At 77.2% G+C, this 18,180-nt stretch carries 11 protein-coding genes; 6 read left to right on the forward strand and 5 right to left on the reverse strand.

From position 1 onward, the window contains the following. Positions 1–66 precede the first annotated feature (66 nt). Genes ACFVVL_RS29110 through ACFVVL_RS29120 form a run of 3 tightly spaced genes read left to right on the forward strand, consistent with a single transcriptional unit; the run spans position 67 to position 7,212 of the window. A complete protein-coding gene (locus ACFVVL_RS29110; protein ID WP_387680430.1) occupies positions 67–3,402 on the forward strand; it encodes an FtsX-like permease family protein in 3,336 nt (1,111 codons plus the stop codon). Positions 3,403–3,445: 43 nt separating this feature from the next. Next, the gene (locus tag ACFVVL_RS29115; protein ID WP_387680433.1) at positions 3,446–6,286 is read left to right on the forward strand and encodes a hypothetical protein; all 2,841 of its coding nucleotides are present in this window, start codon (positions 3,446–3,448) and stop codon (positions 6,284–6,286) included. Positions 6,287–6,330: 44 nt separating this feature from the next. After that, a complete protein-coding gene (locus ACFVVL_RS29120) occupies positions 6,331–7,212 on the forward strand; it encodes an ABC transporter ATP-binding protein (RefSeq protein ID WP_387680478.1) in 882 nt (293 codons plus the stop codon). 9 nt (positions 7,213–7,221) lie between these two features. Here ACFVVL_RS29120 and ACFVVL_RS29125 read toward each other — a convergent pair whose 3' ends face one another. Continuing rightward, positions 7,222–9,483, reverse strand: coding sequence for a glycoside hydrolase family 3 C-terminal domain-containing protein (locus ACFVVL_RS29125; protein ID WP_387680436.1), 2,262 nt, complete (start codon positions 9,481–9,483; stop codon positions 7,222–7,224). A gap of 43 nt (positions 9,484–9,526) precedes the next feature. Continuing rightward, positions 9,527–10,765 (reverse strand): glycoside hydrolase family 1 protein, encoded by a 1,239-nt coding sequence (locus ACFVVL_RS29130; protein ID WP_380287580.1) that lies wholly within the window; start codon positions 10,763–10,765, stop codon positions 9,527–9,529. A gap of 147 nt (positions 10,766–10,912) precedes the next feature. Between ACFVVL_RS29130 and ACFVVL_RS29135 the strand changes: the two genes are divergently transcribed. After that, the gene (locus ACFVVL_RS29135; protein ID WP_387680439.1) at positions 10,913–11,650 is read left to right on the forward strand and encodes a TetR/AcrR family transcriptional regulator; all 738 of its coding nucleotides are present in this window, start codon (positions 10,913–10,915) and stop codon (positions 11,648–11,650) included. A gap of 184 nt (positions 11,651–11,834) precedes the next feature. Here ACFVVL_RS29135 and ACFVVL_RS29140 read toward each other — a convergent pair whose 3' ends face one another. Further along, a complete protein-coding gene (locus ACFVVL_RS29140; RefSeq protein ID WP_380287631.1) occupies positions 11,835–12,071 on the reverse strand; it encodes a chaplin in 237 nt (78 codons plus the stop codon). A 100-nt stretch (positions 12,072–12,171) separates the two neighbouring features. Then, positions 12,172–14,715, reverse strand: coding sequence for a SpoIIE family protein phosphatase (locus ACFVVL_RS29145; RefSeq protein WP_387680442.1), 2,544 nt, complete (start codon positions 14,713–14,715; stop codon positions 12,172–12,174). Positions 14,716–14,969: 254 nt separating this feature from the next. On the opposite strand from ACFVVL_RS29145, the gene ACFVVL_RS29150 reads away from it, so the two are divergent. Further along, on the forward strand, positions 14,970–15,887 hold the full coding sequence (locus tag ACFVVL_RS29150) for a diiron oxygenase (protein ID WP_380287578.1): 918 nt from the start codon (positions 14,970–14,972) through the stop codon (positions 15,885–15,887). 50 nt (positions 15,888–15,937) lie between these two features. After that, positions 15,938–17,551 (forward strand): FAD-dependent oxidoreductase, encoded by a 1,614-nt coding sequence (locus tag ACFVVL_RS29155; protein ID WP_387680444.1) that lies wholly within the window; start codon positions 15,938–15,940, stop codon positions 17,549–17,551. Between the two features lie 58 nt (positions 17,552–17,609). Here ACFVVL_RS29155 and ACFVVL_RS29160 read toward each other — a convergent pair whose 3' ends face one another. Then, positions 17,610–18,068: a hypothetical protein gene (locus tag ACFVVL_RS29160; RefSeq protein ID WP_387680447.1), complete on the reverse strand. Its 459-nt coding sequence runs from the start codon at positions 18,066–18,068 to the stop codon at positions 17,610–17,612. Positions 18,069–18,180: the final 112 nt, after the last annotated feature.

Consider the following 18,180-nt stretch of genomic DNA (forward strand, 5'->3'; position numbering starts at 1 on the left):
GAGCCACAGAGGGGACCGTGGCGCGGTCCGCCCCTTCGGTGGGGAGGGCGGCGAGGGGAGCGGCGGATGCTACTGGTGGGAGTCGGGCGCGGGATCCGGCGGCGCGGACCGGTGCTCGCGGCCGTGGCCGTGAGCGTCCTGGTGGCCACCGCGGTGCTCGCCGCGGTGGCCGGGCTGGCCCGGTCGGCCGCCACCGCCGGGGTGCGCGAGCGGCTCGCCGCCGACGCCGGCCACGCGGTCGAGGTGAGCGGACGCTGGTCGGCGCAGGGGCTGCCCGCCGCCGACCCGGCGGTGCGCGCGGCGCTGGCCCGGACGATGGCCGGCACCCCGTTCCGCACCGAGACCGCGGTGCGCGGCGCCGCCGCGGTCAACCTGCCGCTGCCGCCCGCCGCCCGCCAGCGGGCCGACGACACCGTGCTCGCCGCCGTCCCGGTCTCGCTGCCCGGCGCCGACCGCTACGCCCGTCTGCGCAGCGGCAGTTGGCCGGACGCCCCGGGCACCGCCCCGGCCGCCGACGGCGCGCTGCGCGTCGCCCTGCCCGCCGACGCCGCCGACCGGCTCGGTGTGGACAGCGGCGCCACCCTGGCCGTCCGGCACCCGGGCACCGGCGAACCGCTCACCCTCGCCGTGACCGGCGTCTACCGGCCCGACCCGGACGCCGCCGCGCTCTGGACCGGCCTCGGCGGCGCCGACGGCGCGGGCCGCCCGCTGATGCTGACCGACGGCGCCGCACTGACCGCGCTGCCCCGCTACGGCGACCGGGCGCTCGCCGTCTGGCTGGCCCTGCCCGACACCGGCGGGTCGAGCCTGTCCGAACTCGCCGCGCTGCGCGGCCGGGTGGCCGTCCTCACCCGTTCGGACACCGGCCGCTCGGTCTACCGGGGCGCCGAACCGGCGCTGGCCGACACCGCGGTCTTCAGCACCCTGCCCGCCGCGGTCGACGGCCAGGTGCTGCCGGCCCTGACGGTCCGCTCCGAGGTCGCCGTCCCGGGCGCCCTGCTCGCGCTGCTCGCCGCGGTGGTCCTGGTGCTGACGGCCCGCCGGCTGGCCGACGTCCTCGCCGCCGACCAGGCGCTGCGGCGCTCCCGGGGCGCGGGCGCGGTCCGGCTGCTCGCGGCGGCGGCCGGCGAGTGGGCGGTGGCGGTGGTGCCGGCGGCACTCTGCGGGCTGCTGCTGGCCCGGCCGCTGCTCGCCGGGGTGCTGCACGCCGCCGGGGCCCGGGGCCTTGCCGCGGACGACGGCGGGACCGTCCGGTGGGCCGCGGGATTCGTGCTGCTGGTGCACGGTGCGGCGCTGCTGCTGCCGCTCGCCCGGCAGGCGCTGGACCCGGGCGCCCTGCGGGCGCTGCGCCGGCGCGGGCCGCGGCTGCTCGGGCCTCAGCGGGCCGGCGCGGACCTGGCGCTGCTCGCCGTGGCGGCCCTCGGCTTCGTCCAACTGCGGCGCTACCGGGGCGTGGTGGCCGGCGGCGCGGACGCCGGGTTCGACTCCTGGGCCGACCCGACGCTGGTGCTCGCCCCCGCCGCCCTGGCGGTGGCCGGCGCGGTCCTGCTGCTGCGGGTGCTGCCGGTGGCCGGGCGGCTGCTGGAACGGGCGGCCGCCCGGGCCCGCGGACTGGTGCTGCCGCTGGGGGCCTGGCGGCTGAGCCGCGACACCGGCCGTCAGGCGGTGCCGGTGCTGGTGACCCTGCTGGCGGTGGCCGCCGGCAGCCTGGCCGCCGGGGTGCTGGCCGCGCTGCCGGCCGGCGACCGCGACCGGGCGACCCACACGGTCGGCGCCGATCTGCGGCTGACCGGGGTGTCGGGCCCGCCGGTGCGCCAGCACGGCGCACTGGCCGCCCTGCCGGGCGTCACGGCGCTCACCCCGGTCGCCGAGCAGTCGGCCTTCGTGGGCTCCTCCGTGGTCCAGACGGTCGCCGTCGACACCGCGGCCGCCTCCGCCGCCGGGCTGCCGTTCCTGCGCCGGGACCTCGCCGACCGCCCGGTCCCCGAGCTGCTGGCCCCGCTGACCGCCGCCGCCCCCGCCCAGGGGATCCCGGTGCCCGGCGAGCCGGGCGCACTGGAGGTGACCGTGACGGCGAGCGCCGACCGTCCGCTCCCGGCGCCCGGCCCGGAACTCCGGCTGTGGCTCCAGGACGCCGACGGGCTGACCGAGCAGCTGAGCGTCCCGCTGACGGCCGACGGGTACCCGCACACCGTGACCGTCCCGCTGGCCGACGGCGCGGCGCGCGCCCACCCGCTGACCCTGGGCCGGCTCGGCGTCGACTTCACCGGCCGGCAGCGCACCCGCACCACCCTCGACCTGCGCGTGGAGCGGATCGGCGCCGTCACCGGCGGGCAGCGCACCGACCTGGCCCTGCCACCGGGGCGCAGCTGGGCCCGCGCCGACACGGCCCCCGTCGAGCCCGCGGCACTCGGCTGCCCCGGCACCGGGGCGCCCAGGGGTGACGGCCGCCCGTCGGCCTCGGGCCACCACGCCGACGCCTGCGCCCTGGAGTCGGACGGCGCCGATCTGCTGCACGCGGTGCTGCGCTCCCAGGAGGAGCTGAACGGGGCCGCCCGCACGGGCGTGGTCCTGACGGTGCGGCCCGGCACCGGCACCGGCGCCCCCGAACTCCCGGTGCTGCCCGTGCTCGCCGACCGCGCGCTGCTCGACGCCGTCCGCGCCAGGGCCGGCGACACCGTCGACCTCGCCTGGGAGCACGACGGGAGCGGCACCCAGAAGGTCCGGATCACCGGAGTCGTCGACGCGCTGCCCGGCTACGACCGGACCCAAGGCCACCTGCTGCTGGACCTTCGCGCGGTCGCCGCCGCCCGGTCGCTCACCGGGGCGCCCCCGCCCACCGCCACCCGCTGGTGGCTGGCCAGCGACGATCCGGCGGCCACCTGGGCGGCCGTGAACGATCACGGCGCGTACGGCCGCCCGCAGAGCGTCCCGGAGGTGGCCGCCGCCCTGGCGGACGGCCCGTTCCGGACCGGACTGCGCTGCGCCTGGCTGCTGGTCCTGGTCACCGCGCCGCTGTTCGCGGTGACCGCCCTGACCCTGCACACCGTGAGCACCGCCCGCTCCCGCCGCCGCGAGTTCGCGGTGCTGCGCGCGCTGGGCGTGCGGCGCGGCGAGCTGACCGCGCTGCTGCGCGCCGAACAGGTGGCGGTGACCGTGCCCCCGGTGCTGCTCGGGGGGCTGCTGGGCCTGGTGCTCGCCGCGCTGCTGCCGGAGTTCACCGTGCTGGACGACAACGCGGGCCCGCTCTTCCCGGTCATGGCCACCGCCCCGGGGCGGCCCGCCGCCGTGCTCACCGCGCTGGTCGCCGGGCTGCTGCTCGCCCTCGCGGTGGTCGTCCTCACCCGGCTGCTGGCCAGGGTCGACCTGGTCCGCGCCCTGCGCGCGGGGGAGGACGGATGAGCGGCGCACCTGCGGACGGACGCTTCGACGGGGGGAGCCCGGCATGCTGACACTGCGCCTGATCCGGCGCGAGGCGCGGACCGCCTGGCCGGTCGCGGCCGTGCTGGCGCTGCTCGCCGTCCTGCTGACGGCGGTCCCGCTGAGCTGGCCGCCCCGGTTCGACCGGCTGGCGGCGGGCACGCTCGCGGACCGGGTGGACCGCGCGGAGCCGTCCCGGCCGGTGCTCTCCGCCGGCGTCGTCACCGTTCCGGCGCCGTGGCGGCCGGCACCGGCCCCCGGCACGCTCGACCGGGACCTGGACCGGATCGGCGGGGCGGTGCGCGCCGCCGCCGGTCTGCGGCGGACCGCCGTACTCGGCACCCCGTGGGCCCGGGTGACCACCGGCCTGGCGAGCGTGCGCGGGCCCGGGGTGGCCACGTTCTACGGCGACGACCCGCCGGGCGTGACCCTGGTCCACGCCCAGCACGACGGCCCGGACGGGCCGGTCGAGTACCTCCGGGGCCGCGCGCCGCAGCAGCCCGCCGAGGACCTGGCCCCGGGCATCCCGGGTGAGAAGCCGCCACCGGTCGAGGTCGCGGCCTCCGAGGCGACCCGGGAGAAGTTCAACCTGGCGCTGGGGCAGCCGTTCGAGCTGACCGGGGCGGAGTGGTCCACCGAGGCGGTGCTGGTCGGGGTCTTCCGCACCGACCGCGGCGCGCAACGGCTCTGGCAGCGCTCCCCGCTCCTGGTCCGGCCCTGGCCCGTGCTGGCCGCGGCTGGCAACGGCACCAAGTGGGAGATGGACGCCCAACTGCTCACCAGCGCCGGGGGGATCGAGCTGCTCGCCCGGCAGAAACACGGCTTCGACGTCACCTGGGAGCTGCCGCTGACCGTCGACCGCTCCGGGCCGGGCGCCACCGCGGCCGGGATCGCCGCGGCACGCGAGGACCTGGCCGCGTGGCGCGCCACGCCCTCGGACCGGCTCTGCGACGCCTCCCGCAGCGATCCCTGCCTGCTGGCCGGCCAGGAGGTGCGCACGCTCTCCGTCGCCGACCGGCTCACCCCGGAGCTGGACGCCTTCGCCGCCCAGCGGCTGCGCACCGAACAGCTCCAGGGCTTCGCGCTGGCCGGCCTGCTCGCCGTGGTGGTGGCCACCGCCTTCGCCGCCGCCAGGCTCGGGGTCCACCGCCGGGCCGGCGCCTTCGCGCTCCAGCGCTCGCGCGGCGCCGGTGCGGCCGGCATCGCGGGCCGCCTGCTGCTGGAGTCCGCGGTGGCGGTCGGCGCGGGCGTCGCGGTGGGCCAAGCGATCGGCCGTGCGCTCGCGCCGCCGGGCGCCGGGCTCGGTCCGTCCGGTCCGGTCCTGGTCGCCGCCCTGCTGGTCTGGTGCGCGCCGGCCGTCGTCCTGCTCGCCCGGACCGGGCGGGGCCGCCCGCGGCCGCGCTCGCGCCGGCTCGTCCTGGAGGGCCTGGTGCTGCTGTCGGCCGTCGGCGGGCTGGCCGCGCTGCGCACCCGCGGCGCCTTCGCGAGCTCCGGCATCGACCCCCAACTCGCCTTCGCCCCGGTGCTCCTGGCGCTGGTCGTGGTGGGCCTGCTGCTGCGCCTGCTGCCGCCGGCGCTGCGCCGGGCGAGCCGTGGGGCGCGCCGTTCGCGCGGCCTGGTCCCGCTGGTGGCGCTGGCCCGCGCCGGGCAGCGGCGCGGCGCGGCGGCGCTCGCCCTGCTGGTCCTGGTGCCGGCCATGGGCTACGGCGTCTACGGCGGCCTGATCCCGCGCACCCTGGCCGACGGCCGGGAGCAGCTCGCCGACTGGCGCACCGGCGGGGCGCCCGTCGCGCTGGTCGGCTCGAAGGAGCGGCTGGCCGGCGACCTGTCGAAGGTCCCCACCGTGGGACACCAGGTGACCGTCACCGGCGCGACCGGCGACCTCGTCGCGCAGTCCGACGGCACCGCCTTCGAGGGCACCCGGCTGGTCGGGCTGGACGCCGCCGCCCTCGGCGCCGCCCGGCCGTCCTCCCCGATGGCCCGCGCCCTGGCGGCCGCCCCCGGGGCCGACGCGCCGGTCGGCGGCAGCGACGACGCTCCGGTGCTCACCGCGCTGGCCGACCCCGGCCTCGCCGCCCTGGCCCCCGACGGCGACTTCGTGCTCTCCGCCCTGGGCATGCCCCGGGCGCGGGTCCGGGTGGTCGGCGCCCTGCCCCGGGAGGCGATGCGCGACCCGGTGCTCGGACCGGTGCTCGGCAGCGCGCCGAAGCGCGGCGCGGTCCTGGTGTTCACCGGCCCGTCGGCGCGGCGGCTGCCCGCCCAGACGGACCCGTCCGCCGTCCTGCTCCACCCGGCCGCGGGCGGACCGGCCGTGGACCCGGCCGCGGTGCGGGCCGCCGCCGCCACCCAGCTCGCGCCCAGCGGAGCGGCCGGGCCGCAGGCCGAACTGCGGGACCGTGCGCACGAGCTGGAGGCACTGGGCGCGGACGGGCTGGCCCACGCGCTGGACCTGGCCTTCCGGGTCACCACGGTGCTCGGCCTGCTGCTCGGGCTCGCCGCGTTCGCCCTGGACCTGCTGCTCACGGCCGGCGAACGCGCCCGGACGACGTCCTGCCTGCGCACCCTGGGCACCGGCGGACGCGCGGTGTTCGCCCTGCAGCTGCTCCAACTGCTGCCGCTGGTGCTGGCGGCGGCGCTCGGCGGCACCGCGTTCGGCCTGCTGCTGCCCTCCGTGCTGGGCCCCGGCCTGCGGCTGGGGGCCGTCACCGGCGGGCCGTTCGAGCCCGCGACACACATCGACTGGACGGTCACCGCGGGGCTCGGCGTCGCGCTGGCCGTGCTGATGACGACGGCCGCCGCCCTGGAGGCGGCGATCGCCCGGCGCCGGGGACTGGGCGCCGTGCTACGACTGGGGGAGGCGTTGTGAGCGTCCGGCCGACCGAAGGGCCCGCCGCCGGGGGCGGGCGGCCCATGGTGCTCTGCGAGAACCTGGTGCGGATCTTCCGCACCGGCACCCGGGGCCGCGACGGCGTCGAGGTGCAGGCCCTCCAGGGGCTCGACCTGGCCGTGCGGGAGGGCGAACTGCTCGCCCTGGTGGGCGCGTCGGGCTCCGGGAAGTCCACCCTGCTGGGGATCCTGGCCGGCCTGGACAGCCCCAGCGCCGGCACCGCCGAGGTGGCCGGCACCGACCTGGGCACGCTCAAGGGGCGTGCGCGCACCGCCTACCGGCGCCGCACCGTCGGGACGATCCAGCAGCAGACCGCCGCCAACCTGCTGCCGTACCTGACAGCCCGGGAGAACGTGCAGCTGCCGATGGGCTACGCGGGCGTGCCGCGCCGCCGGCGGGCCGCCCGGGCCGGGGAACTGCTCGACCTCATGGGCATCGCCGCGGCCGCCGACCGCACCCCCGCCGCGCTCTCCGGCGGCGAGCAGCAACGGGTGGCGATCGCGGTCGCGCTCGCCAACGAACCCCGGCTGCTGCTCGCCGACGAGCCCACCGGCGAGCTGGACACCGCCACCTCGGAGGAGATCTTCGGCGCCCTGCGCACCGCCAACGGCGAGCTGGGCACCACCGTGCTGATCGTCACCCATGACGCCCTGGTGGCCGACCAGGTCCGCCGCACGGTGCGGATCCGGGACGGCCGCACCGCCACCGAGGTGCTGCGCCGCACCGACGCCACCGGCGCGGACGGGGCGCTCGCGGCGCAGGAGTACACCGTCCTGGACCGGGTCGGCCGGCTCCAGCTGCCGAGGGAGTTCACCGAGTCGCTGGGCCTGGCGCACCGGGTGCGGCTGGTCCTGGAGGACGACCACATCGAGGTGTGGCCGGACCGGGACCGGCCGCACCGGTGAGCGGGCCGCTCAGCCCCGGGCGGTCGGCTCGCGGTGGGCGGCGACCAGCCGGTCGATGTCCTCGGGCGTCACGCTGCTCACGAACGCCGGGATGCGGCCGATCGGGAGGCTCGCGCCCATCGCGGCGGTGAGCGGGTCGTCGGTGTCGATGCCGACCGAGTCCGCCATCGCCCGCATCGCCGCGCCGATGATCTGCGCGCCGACCGGGTCGGCCAGCCAGTCGCCGACGGTGGACTCCGCGGTGAGCACGGGGCGGTGGCCGTCGGCGGCGCACTCGACCGCGGCGCGCAGCCGGACGTCCCGCGAGGAGGCGCCGATCCGCAGCTCGAACTCCCCGCCCTCGACCCGCCAGCGGTGGTCGCGCACCGACCAGTGGGCGAAGGAGCGCTCGTCCAGCGCGATGGTCACCCGGGTGCTCTCGCCGGGCTCCAGGCGGACCTTGGCGAAGCCCTTCAGCTCGTGCTCGGGGCGGCGCAGCCGCGGGGCGCGCTCGTGCACGTACAGCTGGGCGACCTCGGCGCCGGCCCGGGTGCCGGTGTTGGTGACCGTGAACGAGACGTCGAAACGGTTGTCCCCGGCGGGCGTCACCTCCAGGCCGTCGTAGCCGAAGGTGGTGTAGCTCAGGCCGTGGCCGAAGGGGTGGGCGACCGGCACGCCGAGGGTGTCGTAGTAGCGGTACCCGACGAACAGGCCCTCGCCGTAGTGGACCTGGCCGTCGGCGCCGGGGAAGTGGAGGTGGCTGGGGTTGTCCTCCAGCCGCAGCGGGATCGTCTCGGCGAGCCGGCCCGAGGGGTTGTCGAGCCCGAACAGCAGCCGGGCCAGCGCCGTGCCGCCGGCCTGGCCGAGCAGCCAGCCCTCCAGGACCGCCCCGACCCGGTCCTGCCACGGGGTGAGCCGCACCGGCGCGCCGTTGGAGAGGACCACGGTGACGTCGGTGCCGCAGGCCGCGGCGGCGGTGGTGACGGCGTCGAGCAGGGCGAGCTGGTCGGCGGGCAGGTCGATGTCGGTGCGGTCGTAGCCCTCGGACTCGTGGGTCTCGGGCAGGCCGAGGAAGAGCACCGCGTGGCGGGCGGCCCGCACGGCCTCGACGGCCTCGGCGACCAGCGCCGGGTCGGCGGCGCCGTCGAGGGTGAAGCCGGGGGCGAAGCGGATCCGCTCCGGGTCGGTGACGGTCGCGCGGATCGCGTCCAGCGCGCTCTCCAGGCGGGTGGGCACGACGTGCGAGCTGCCGCCGCCCTGGAACCGCGGGGTGCGGGCGAACTCGCCGACGACGGCGACCCTCGCGGAGCCGTCGGGGTCGAGCGGCAGTAGTCCGCCGTCGTTCTTGAGCAGCACGGCGCACTGCGCGGCGGCGGCGACGGCCAGTGCGTGGTGCTCGTCCTCGTCGTAGCCGCCGCCGGGCACCCGGGCGGCGGCGGTGCGCGCCAGCAGGTCCAGCACCCGCCGGGCGGCGGTGTCCAGGGCGGCCGGGTCGAGCGAGCCGTCCTCGACGGCCGCGACGACCAGGGCCTCCCGGCCGGAGGGCGGCATCTCCAGGTCGAGTCCGGCGGCGAGCGAGGCGACCCGGTCGGCGACCGCGCCCCAGTCGCTGACCACGACGCCGTCGAAGCCCCATTCGCCGCGCAGCAGTTCGGTCAGCAGCCAGTGGTTGCGGGCGGCCGGGACGCCGTTGACCGTGTTGTAGGCGGCCATCACGGTGGTCGGGCGGGCGGTGGTGACGATGTGCTCGAAGGCGGGCAGGTAGATCTCGCGCAGGGTGCGCTCGTCGACGTTGGCGCTCACCCGGAACCGGTCGGTCTCCTGGTTGTTGACGGCGAAGTGCTTGAGCGAGGTGCCGACGCCCCGGGACTGCACGCCGTTCACCAGGGCGGCGCCGATCCGGGCGGTGAGCAGCGGGTCCTCGGAGAGGTACTCGAAGTTGCGCCCGCCGAGCGGGGAGCGCTTGATGTTGACGCCGGGGCCGAGGACGACCGAGACGTTCTTGGCGACGGCCTCCAGGGCGATGGCCCGCCCGATCCGCTCGGCGAGCGCCGGGTCCCAGGAGGAGCCGAGGGCGCAGGCCGGCGGGTAGCAGGTGGAGGGCTCGCTGCTGCCGATGCCGAGGGCGTCGCCGTCCTCGGGCTGCTTGCGCAGGCCGTGCGGGCCGTCGGTGAGCATGATGCCCTCGACGCCGGCCTCGGGCAGGGCACGGGTGTGCCAGAAGTCGCCGCCGGAGGTCAGCGCGGCCTGCTGCGCGGTCGTCAGGGCGGGGTGGTGGGTCCGGTCGGTCATGGTCGGGCTCCTTCGGGTCGGGGGGTCGCGGTGGCGGTGCGGATCAGGCCCCGGCGACGGGCAGCACCCGGTTGCGGCCGGCGGCGCCCAGCCAGGCGGCGGACGGCTTGGGGGTGCGGACGAAGGTCTCCCGGTCCACCGCGATCAGGCCGAAGGTGGGGGCGAAGCTGCCCCACTCGTAGTTGTCCAGGGCGCTCCAGTGGAAGTAGCCGCGCACGTCGACCCCGTCGGCCATCGCGGCGGCCATGCCCTCCAGGGCGCCCGCGGTGTAGGCGACGCGGCGGGTGTCGTCGGCGGTGGCGATGCCGTTCTCGGTGACGATCAGCGGCACGCCGGGCGCGGTGGCGGCGGTGTGGCGCAGCGCGTCGCCGAGCGCGGCGGGGTAGAACTCCCAGCCCTTGATGGTGCGTTCGGCGTCCTCCGGGACCGGGAGCGGGCCGTCGGCCCCGATCAGGGTGCGGGTGTAGGACTGCACGCCGAGCCAGTCGTCGCCGCGGGCGGCCTCCAGGAAGACGTCCTCGCGCGGGCGCAGGTAGGCGGCGCGGGCCTCCTCGGCGCCCTCGACGCCGGGCAGCGCGTGGCTCACCTGGCTGGCCACCGACCAGCCGGTGCGCACGTGCGGCGCGCGGGACTTGACCGCCTCGACGGCCAGCCGGTGGGCCCGGACCAGGGCCTCGGTGACCTGCGCGCCCGGCATCGGCAGGCCGGCCGGGGGGATCGCCAGCTCGGCGGCGGAGACGCGGCCGAGCATCAGGTCGAGCAGCGGCGCCATGACGGCGATCATGTTGGGCTCGTTGACGGTGCAGACGTGGTCCACGCCGTCGGCGTAGACGGGGGCCGCGGCCTCGGCGTAGCGGGCGAACAGCTCGCCGGAGTCCGGGGCGCTCCAGCCGCCGCGATCGGCGAACCAGCGCGGCGAGGTGAAGTGGTGCAGGGTCACCATCGGCCGCAGGCCGCGCTCCCGGGCGCCCTCCACCATCCGGCGGTAGTGGGCGAGGGCGGCGCGGGAGAACACGCCCGGTTCGGGCTCGATGCGGGCCCACTCGATGCTGAACCGGTAGTCGGTGAAGCCGAGTCCGGCGAGCAGGTCCATGTCCTCGCGCCAGCGGTGGTAGCTGTCGCAGGCGTCGCCGCTGCGCTCCTGGAGGTGGCCGCCCGCGCCCGCGCTGCGCTCCATCGGCCACCAGTCGCTGTTGGTGTTCCCGCCCTCGGTCTGGTGGGCGGAGGTGGAGGCGCCCCAGAGGAAGCCCTCGGGCAGGGGGGTGATCGGCGAGCTGGTCATGCCGGGTCTCTCTTCCGTGGTGCGTTCCGCCGCCCGGGAGGCGGGGGTGGCCTCACCATAAGCACGAAAACCTGACAGCACAATGCTTTCGCCGGTGAAAACCTGGCGCTGATCTGTTTTTGTGTCGCGGCCGGTAGACTCCGCCCCATGAGCAAGCCTCGGGGGCCGTACGCCAAGACCTCGGCGAAGCGGCAGCAGATCATCGACGCCGCCCTCGCCGCCTACGCGGAGGCCGGCAGCCGTCATGTCTCGCTGCGCGACATCGCCCAGCGGGTCGGGATGACCTACGCCGGTGTGATGCACCACTTCGGCAGCAAGGAGGCCCTGCTCACGGCCGTCCTGGAGGCCCGGGACGCGGCGGCCGAGGACCGCTTCGGCCCCGGGTCCGGGAGCACCGAGCCGCCGCACTCGGCGGTCCTGCGGCACAACGCGTCCACCCCGGGGCTGGTGAAGCTCTTCGTCGACCTCGCGGCGGCGGCCGCCGAGCCCGACCACCCGGCGCGCGACTTCTTCGAACAGCGCTACGAGCGGTTCCGGATCCGGCTCGCCGAGCGCATCGAGCAGGGCGTCGACGACCCCGCCGCCGTGGACGCGGCCTGGCTCGCCCGGATCTTCATCGCCGCCGCCGACGGCATCCAGCTCCAGTGGCTGCTCGACCCGGACATCGACATGGCCGCCGACATCGAGCGCCTCGGCGAGCTCCTGGTCGGCCCGCACTGGACCGCCGGCCTGAGCGGGGGCCACGACCCGGCGCGGCGGGCCCGCCCGACCGTGGTGGACGGGAACGCCGTGACCGACTCCGGCCGGGTGGACGAGGCGTCGTGGCGCGGCCGGGCCTCCTGGGCGGCCTCCTCGGCCTCGGCCGCGCTGCCCAGGATCCGGTAGGCGATCGGGAACAGCGGCGGCCGCGGCTCCTCGGCCTCCTCGGCCTTGCTCACGCCGGTTTCCGCCCCTTCGAAGCGGTACCGGTCGCCGGACGGAACGGCCCGCCGTTCTGTGACGTGCGGCGCGGACGGCAGGACGCGGGCCCGCCCGGGAGGGCGGACCCGCGTCGCGGTGTGCCGGGGTGCTACTTGTTGATGCAGGTGTTGCCGAAGGCCGGGTTGAGCAGGCCGATGATGTTGATCGAGTTGCCGCAGACGTTCACCGGGATGTGGACCGGGATCTGGATCTGGTTGCCGGACAGGACGCCGGGGGAGTTGGCGGCCACGCCCTCGGCGACGGAGTCGGCGACGGCGGTCCCGCCGCCGGCCAGCAGGGCGGCGGCCGCGAGGACACCGGCGGCGAGCGCGGTACGAGTACGCATGTCTCTCCTTAAGAGATGAGTTGGCAGATCAGAGCACCAATCACACCGGTGGAGAGTCCGAATCGCCCCGCATTGGTCGGAACGGGGGCGTGTCCGGGCGTCAGGCGGGCGGGAGGTCCTGCTCGGCCCAGATGGTCTTGCCCTGGCGGGTGTAGCGGCTGCCCCAGCGGGTGGTGAGCTGGGCCACCAGGTAGAGGCCGCGGCCGCCCTCGTCGGTGAGGCGGGCCCGGCGCATCCGGGGCTGGGTGGCGCTGGGGTCGGAGACCTCGCAGGTGAGCCGTTCGGCGCGGATCAGGCGGACGCCGACCGGGCCGCCCGCGTAGCGGATCGCGTTGGTGACCAGCTCGCTGAGCACCAGTTCGGTGGTGAACGCCAGCTCCTCCAGCCCCCAGGCCAGCAGCTGGGCGGTGGCCGCCTCCCGCACCCGGGCGACGGCCGCCGGGTCGGCGTCCAGCGTCCAGCCCGCGGTGGCCTCCGGCGGCACCTCCCGGGTGCGGGCCAGCAGCAGGGTGACGTCGTCGGTGAGCCGGTGGGCCGGGAGGTCGGCGACGAGGTCCCGCCCGAGCTCCCGCAGCGCCGGCCCGGCCGGCGGGACGGCGCCGTCCGGCGGGGAGGCCGCGGCGGCGAGCCGGTGGGCGAGCTCGTCCATGCCCTCGTCCAGGTCGTCCGCGTACCCGAGGAGCAGCCCGTCGGTGTACAGCGCGAGCAGGCTGCCGGGCTCCAGTTCCACCTCGGTCACCTCGAACGGCAGCCCGCTCACGCCGAGCGGCGGCCCCGGGCGCAGGGACACGTAGGTCACCCGGCCGTCCGGCGCCGCGACGGCCGGCGGCGGGTGCCCGGCCGAGGCCACCGCGCAGCGCCGCGAGACCGGGTCGTACACCGCGTACACGCAGGTGGCGCCGAAGGGCACGGTCTGCTGCTCGTCCGGGGTGTCGTGCCCGGCGTCGCTCCACACCCCGTGGCTCACCGGGGGCCGCAGGGCGGCCGCGGCCCCGGGGCCCGGGTCGAGGCCGTCCTCGTCCTCCTCCGGCCGTTCCGCCTCCACCATCAACTGGGCCACCAGGTCGTCGAGGTGGACCAGCAGCTCGTCCGGCTCCAGGTCGAGGTCGGCGAGCGTCCGGACGGCGGTGCGCAGCCGCCCCATGGTGGCGCTGGCGGCGAGCCCGTGGCCGACCACGTCCCCCGCGACCAGCGCGACCCGGGCGGAGGACAGCGGGATGACGTCGAACCAGTCGCCGCCGATCCCGCTCGCCGTGTCGGTCGGCAGGTAGACGCTGGCGGTGGAGACCGCGGTGGTCTCGGCCTGCGAGGGCGGCAGCAGGCTGCGCTGCAGCCCGACGGCGGCGCGGTGCTCGCGCGCGTAGCGGCGGGCGTTGTCCAGGGCCAGGGCGGCGCGGTCGGCGATCTCGCGCAGCAGCTCCAGGTCGGCCGGCAGGTACGGCGGCCGGTGCGGCGCGCGGTGGACGCTCACCCGGCCGAGCAGGCTGCCGCCGGCCCGCAGCGGGACGGTCATCGACGGGGGGACGTCGGTGTGCGCGGTCTGCTCGCCGGGGTCGGCGTGCACGGTCACCCCGGCGGGCGGGGGCTCCGGCGCCCCCCGGCCGCCCGGCCCGGCGGCCGCGACGGCGGCGCGGCGCAGCGGTACCCGGCCGTCGCGTCCCGGCGACGGCTCCGCGCCGGTGAACACGGCCTCGGCGACGTCGATCACCACCAGGTCGGCGAGCCCCGGCGCCGCCCCGCCGTCCGCCTCCGCCCCGCCCCCGGGGGCCGCCGGCGGCGGCGCGGCGAGGACGGCGGCCAGCTCCTCCACCGTCCCGGTGACCGACAGCGAGCCGCCGACGGCCGCGGTGGCCCGGTGCAGCAGGGCGAGCCGTTCGCCGGACCGGTGCAGCTCGGTGACGTCGGTGAACAGCGCGGTCACCCCGATCACCTGGCCGTCCGGGGCCGCCAGCCGGAACGCGGAGATCGCCATCACCGCACCGCCCGCCGGGTCCTCGATGGTGCGGACGATCTCCTCCGCGCCGATCAGCGGCCGGCCGGTGCGCAGCACGTCGCGCAGCCCGCGTTCGACGGCGGCGGCGTCCTGGGGCTGGAGGAAGTCGCCGAGCCGCCGCCCGCGCAGGTCCGGCGGCAGTCCGCTGTAGGGGAGCAGATGGGTGTTGGTGCGGACCAGGCGCAGCCGCTCGTCGAAGACGGCCAGGCCGACCCGGTCCTGGAGGAACAGCTCGCGGGTGAAGGCCTGGTCCTGGCGCGAACGGGCGATCAGCGGGGTGGGGGCGGCGAGCACGAAGTAGCGGGGGGTGCCGGTGACCGGCCCCGGGGGGTCGCTGGCCTCGGGCGCGTTCAGCGGCAGCACCTGGTAGGAGAGCGCGAGCCGCTCGCCCCGGCCGGAGCGCACCACCGCCTCGCCGGACCAGCCCTCGTTCCGCTGCTCCGCGCTGAGCTCGGACATCGCCGGCCATTCCGCGGGGTCGGCGAGCAGGTCGTGCACGGGCCGGCCGTGGACCTGTGCGGCGCCGAGGGCGAGCAGCCGTTCCGCCTCCGGGGTCCAGCGGACGATGCGGCCGTCCGCGTCGAGCAGGGCGCCCATGGCGTTGACGACGAAGGGGGATCGGCCGCGGTACAGGGCGTCCGCCGTGTCCATCCGGTCCGCTCCTCTCCGTCCGCGGGTTCGCTGCCGCGACCCCTCCATCATCCCCCGGCCGGGCGGGCCCGCCAGTCCCGGACGGCGTGCGGGCGGGCGGTGCGCGCCGGTCGTCGAGTCTGCGCGCCGGTCGAGGGCGCGGGACGACGAGGCCGCGCGCGGGGGGTTCTCGGACACCCGCTCTTATTGTAATCTCCGTCAATAAGCGGGGCGTGCGGGTTCCCGCGCAGGCCACGCACCTGACGGAGGCAGCCATGGCTCACCCGGCGGAACGCAACCCCACCCGGACCCACACCGCGGCCGACGACGACGTCTCCAGGCGGCTCCTCGACTCCGCCGCGCTCCTCTCCTACGACCCGGCCGTCGAGATCGACTGGGACGCCCCGCTCCCGCCCGGGCACTACGGGCTCAACCCGGAGTGGAGCACCCTCTACGGCACCGCGCTCTGGACGGAGATGACCGAGGAGCAGCGGGTCACCCTCACCCGCCACGAGGTCGGCTCGATCATGACCACCGGCATCTGGTTCGAGATGATCCTGCAGCAGATGGTGCTGCGCGACCAGTACCTCAAGGACCCCACCGGCGCCGAGTTCCGCTTCGCCCTCACCGAGATCGCCGACGAGTGCCGCCACTCGATCATGTTCGCCCGCGCCTGCGAGCGGATGGGCGTCCCCCAGTACCGGCCCAACCGGCTGATCGCCCAGGCCGGACGCGCCTACAAGTCGCTCGCCCGGGGCGAACTCGCCTACGGCGGCATCCTGGTGGCCGAGGAGGTACTGGACGTCATGCAGCGCGACTGGATGCGCGGCGAGGACGTCCTCGACATCGTCCGCGGGACGTCCCGGATCCACGTGGTCGAGGAGTCCCGGCACATGAAGTTCGCCCGCCAGGAGATCCGCGAACGGCTGCGCGGCGCCGGCCCGCTGCGCCGCCGCAACGCCGCCTTCGGCATCGCGGCCGGCGCCTACGTCATCGTCACCAGCATGGTGCACCCGTCCGTGTACCGGGCCGCCGGGCTGGACGTCGGCCGGGCGCTCGCCGAGGCCCGGGCCAGCGAGCACCGGCGCGCCATGATGCGCACCAGCAGCCGCCACCTGATGGCGTTCCTCGCCGAGAACGGCCTGCTCACCGGCGCCGCGGCGAAGATCTACCGGCGCATCCACATGCTCTGACCGGCCCTTCCCCGCCCCCGACCCCCCGCAGCGAGGACCCCACCCCCGTCATGGCCTACGCGATCACCCGTACCTGCTGCAACGACGCCTCGTGCGTGTCCGTCTGCCCCGTCAACTGCATCCACCCCACCCCGGACGAGCCGGACTTCGGCCGCACCGACATGCTGTACATCGACCCGGCCGCCTGCATCGACTGCGGCGCCTGCGCGGACGCCTGCCCGGTCGACGCGGTCTTCCCGGTCGACCGGCTGACGGGGCCCGACGCCGTCTACGGCGCGCTCAACCGCGACTGGTTCCGCGACCACCCCGCCGACCACGCCTGGGGCGCGCCGGTCTTCCCCCGCAGCCTGCCCGCCGGCCTCGACCTCGGGGCCGGCCCGCTGCGGGTCGCCGTCGTCGGCACCGGGCCGTCCGCGAGCTACACCGCGCAGGCGCTGCTGCGCTCCACCGGCGCCGAGGTCACCATGATCGACCGGCTGCCGGTGACCGGCGGGCTGCTGCGGTACGGGGTCGCCCCGGACCACCAGTCCACCAAGCGGATCGCCGAGAGCTTCGCGTCCGTCCTCCACGACCCGCGGCTGCGGCTCCACCTCAACGTCGAGGTCGGCACCGACCTCGGTCACGCCGAACTCGCCGCCCACCACCACGCGGTGGTCTACGCGGTCGGCGCCGCCGCCGACCGCCGGCTCGGCGTGCCCGGCGAGGACCTGCCCGGCAGCCTGCCGGCCACCACCTTCGTCCGCTGGTACAACGCCGAACCCACGGTGCCGGCCGACGCGGTCGCCCTCGACGCCGGGCCGGGGCCGGGCGCCGGACGGGCGGTGGTGATCGGCAACGGCAACGTCGCGGTCGACATCGCGCGGATCCTGCTCACCGACCCCGACCGGCTCGCCGCCACCGACATCGCCGACCACGCGCTCGCCGCCCTGCGCCGCAGCCCGGTCCACGAGGTCGTCCTGGTCGCCCGGCGCGGGCCCGAGCACGCCGCCTGGAGCCCGCCGGAGTTCCTCGCCCTCACCCGGCTGCCGGGCGTGGACGTCGTGGTGGACGACGACCCCGAGGCCGCCGCCACCGGACTGCTCGCCGGCCTCCCGCGCGAGCGCCTGGACGGCGCCGCGCCGCCCCGGCCCGGCCGGCGGATCGTGCTGCGCTTCCACGCCGCGCCCGAGCGCTTCCTCGGCGACGGCCGGGTCGAGGCGGTCCGCCTGGCCGGCAGCGGCGAACTGCTGCGCACGGCCCTGGTGGTCCGCTCCATCGGCCACCGCGGCGTGCCCGTCCCCGGGCTGCCCTTCGACGAGGCCGCCGGCACCGTGCCGCACACCGGCGGGCGGATCGTCGACCCGGCGAGCGGGCGCCCGCTGCCCGGCAGCTACCTGGTCGGCTGGGCCAAACGCGGCCCCTCCGGCGGCATCGGCGCCAACCGCGCCTGTGCCGAGGAGACCGTCCACGCCCTGCTGGACGACGCCGTCGCGGGCGTCCTGCCGGTGCCCGCCGGTGACCGCAGGTCCTTCGAGCGGCTGGTCCGCGCCCGCCGCCCCGACGCGCTCGGCCTGCGCCAGCTGCGCGCCATCGACCGCGCCGAACGCGCCCGCGGCGAGGCCACCGGCCGGCCCCGCGTCAAACTCCCCACCGTCCCCGCCCTCCTCGCCGCCGCCCGGCGCTGACCCCCGCCCGGCGCTGACCCCCGCCCCGGCCGGACGGCCGGCCCGGCGGGAGGCGGGCTCAGCTGAAGAGGACGCCGAGGTCGAGGGGGGTGATGAAGAAGACGCCGGTGGCCGGGTCGTGGGCGTGCAGCAGGGCGGTGCGCCCGGCCGGGACGGCGGGGTCACCGGGCGGGGTGCGGACGGCGAGCAGGGCGGGAGAACCGTCGTCGGTCGTGGTCTCGGCCCAGCCGGAGTGGGCTCCGGCGCCGCCCGGGAGGACCACGCAGGCGCGGCCGACCAGGGGGAAGGGTTCGGAAGCGAGGAGGTCACCGGGCAGGTCGTCGGGAAGCTCCCCGGGCGCGGCGTCGGTGTGAGGACCGACGCCACGCCCCCCGTTCCGGGTGCCGGTGGGCCGGACGACGCCGTGCCCCCCGGACACGGCGTCGGCTCCGAGGCCGCTGAGCAGGGCCAGCATCCAGTACTCGGCGGTCACCACCAGGGTCGGAAAGCCCGGCGCGGCCTTGAATTCCCCCCGCATCCGCCCGTTCCCCCCGACTTTCCTCCGGGCGCCGGACCCCCCGGGCGCCGTGGTGATCCTGTCAGGACGAAAGCGTCCGCACACTGCCAGGACCTGGCAATCTTGTCGGTGC

The organism is Kitasatospora sp. NPDC058115 (assembly GCF_042884635.1).
Taxonomy (GTDB): domain Bacteria; phylum Actinomycetota; class Actinomycetes; order Streptomycetales; family Streptomycetaceae; genus Kitasatospora.

Coding starts and splice junctions, on each gene's coding strand:
- ACFVVL_RS29160 (WP_387680447.1), bottom strand. CDS start 18,068: ATGCGGGGGGAATTCAAGGCCGCGCCGGGCTTTCCGACCCTGGTGGTG.
- ACFVVL_RS29155 (WP_387680444.1), top strand. CDS start 15,938: ATGGCCTACGCGATCACCCGTACCTGCTGCAACGACGCCTCGTGCGTG.
- ACFVVL_RS29115 (WP_387680433.1), top strand. CDS start 3,446: ATGCTGACACTGCGCCTGATCCGGCGCGAGGCGCGGACCGCCTGGCCG.
- ACFVVL_RS29110 (WP_387680430.1), top strand. CDS start 67: ATGCTACTGGTGGGAGTCGGGCGCGGGATCCGGCGGCGCGGACCGGTG.
- ACFVVL_RS29140 (WP_380287631.1), bottom strand. CDS start 12,071: ATGCGTACTCGTACCGCGCTCGCCGCCGGTGTCCTCGCGGCCGCCGCC.
- ACFVVL_RS29120 (WP_387680478.1), top strand. CDS start 6,331: ATGGTGCTCTGCGAGAACCTGGTGCGGATCTTCCGCACCGGCACCCGG.
- ACFVVL_RS29125 (WP_387680436.1), bottom strand. CDS start 9,483: ATGACCGACCGGACCCACCACCCCGCCCTGACGACCGCGCAGCAGGCC.
- ACFVVL_RS29130 (WP_380287580.1), bottom strand. CDS start 10,765: ATGACCAGCTCGCCGATCACCCCCCTGCCCGAGGGCTTCCTCTGGGGC.
- ACFVVL_RS29145 (WP_387680442.1), bottom strand. CDS start 14,715: ATGGACACGGCGGACGCCCTGTACCGCGGCCGATCCCCCTTCGTCGTC.
- ACFVVL_RS29135 (WP_387680439.1), top strand. CDS start 10,913: ATGAGCAAGCCTCGGGGGCCGTACGCCAAGACCTCGGCGAAGCGGCAG.
- ACFVVL_RS29150 (WP_380287578.1), top strand. CDS start 14,970: ATGGCTCACCCGGCGGAACGCAACCCCACCCGGACCCACACCGCGGCC.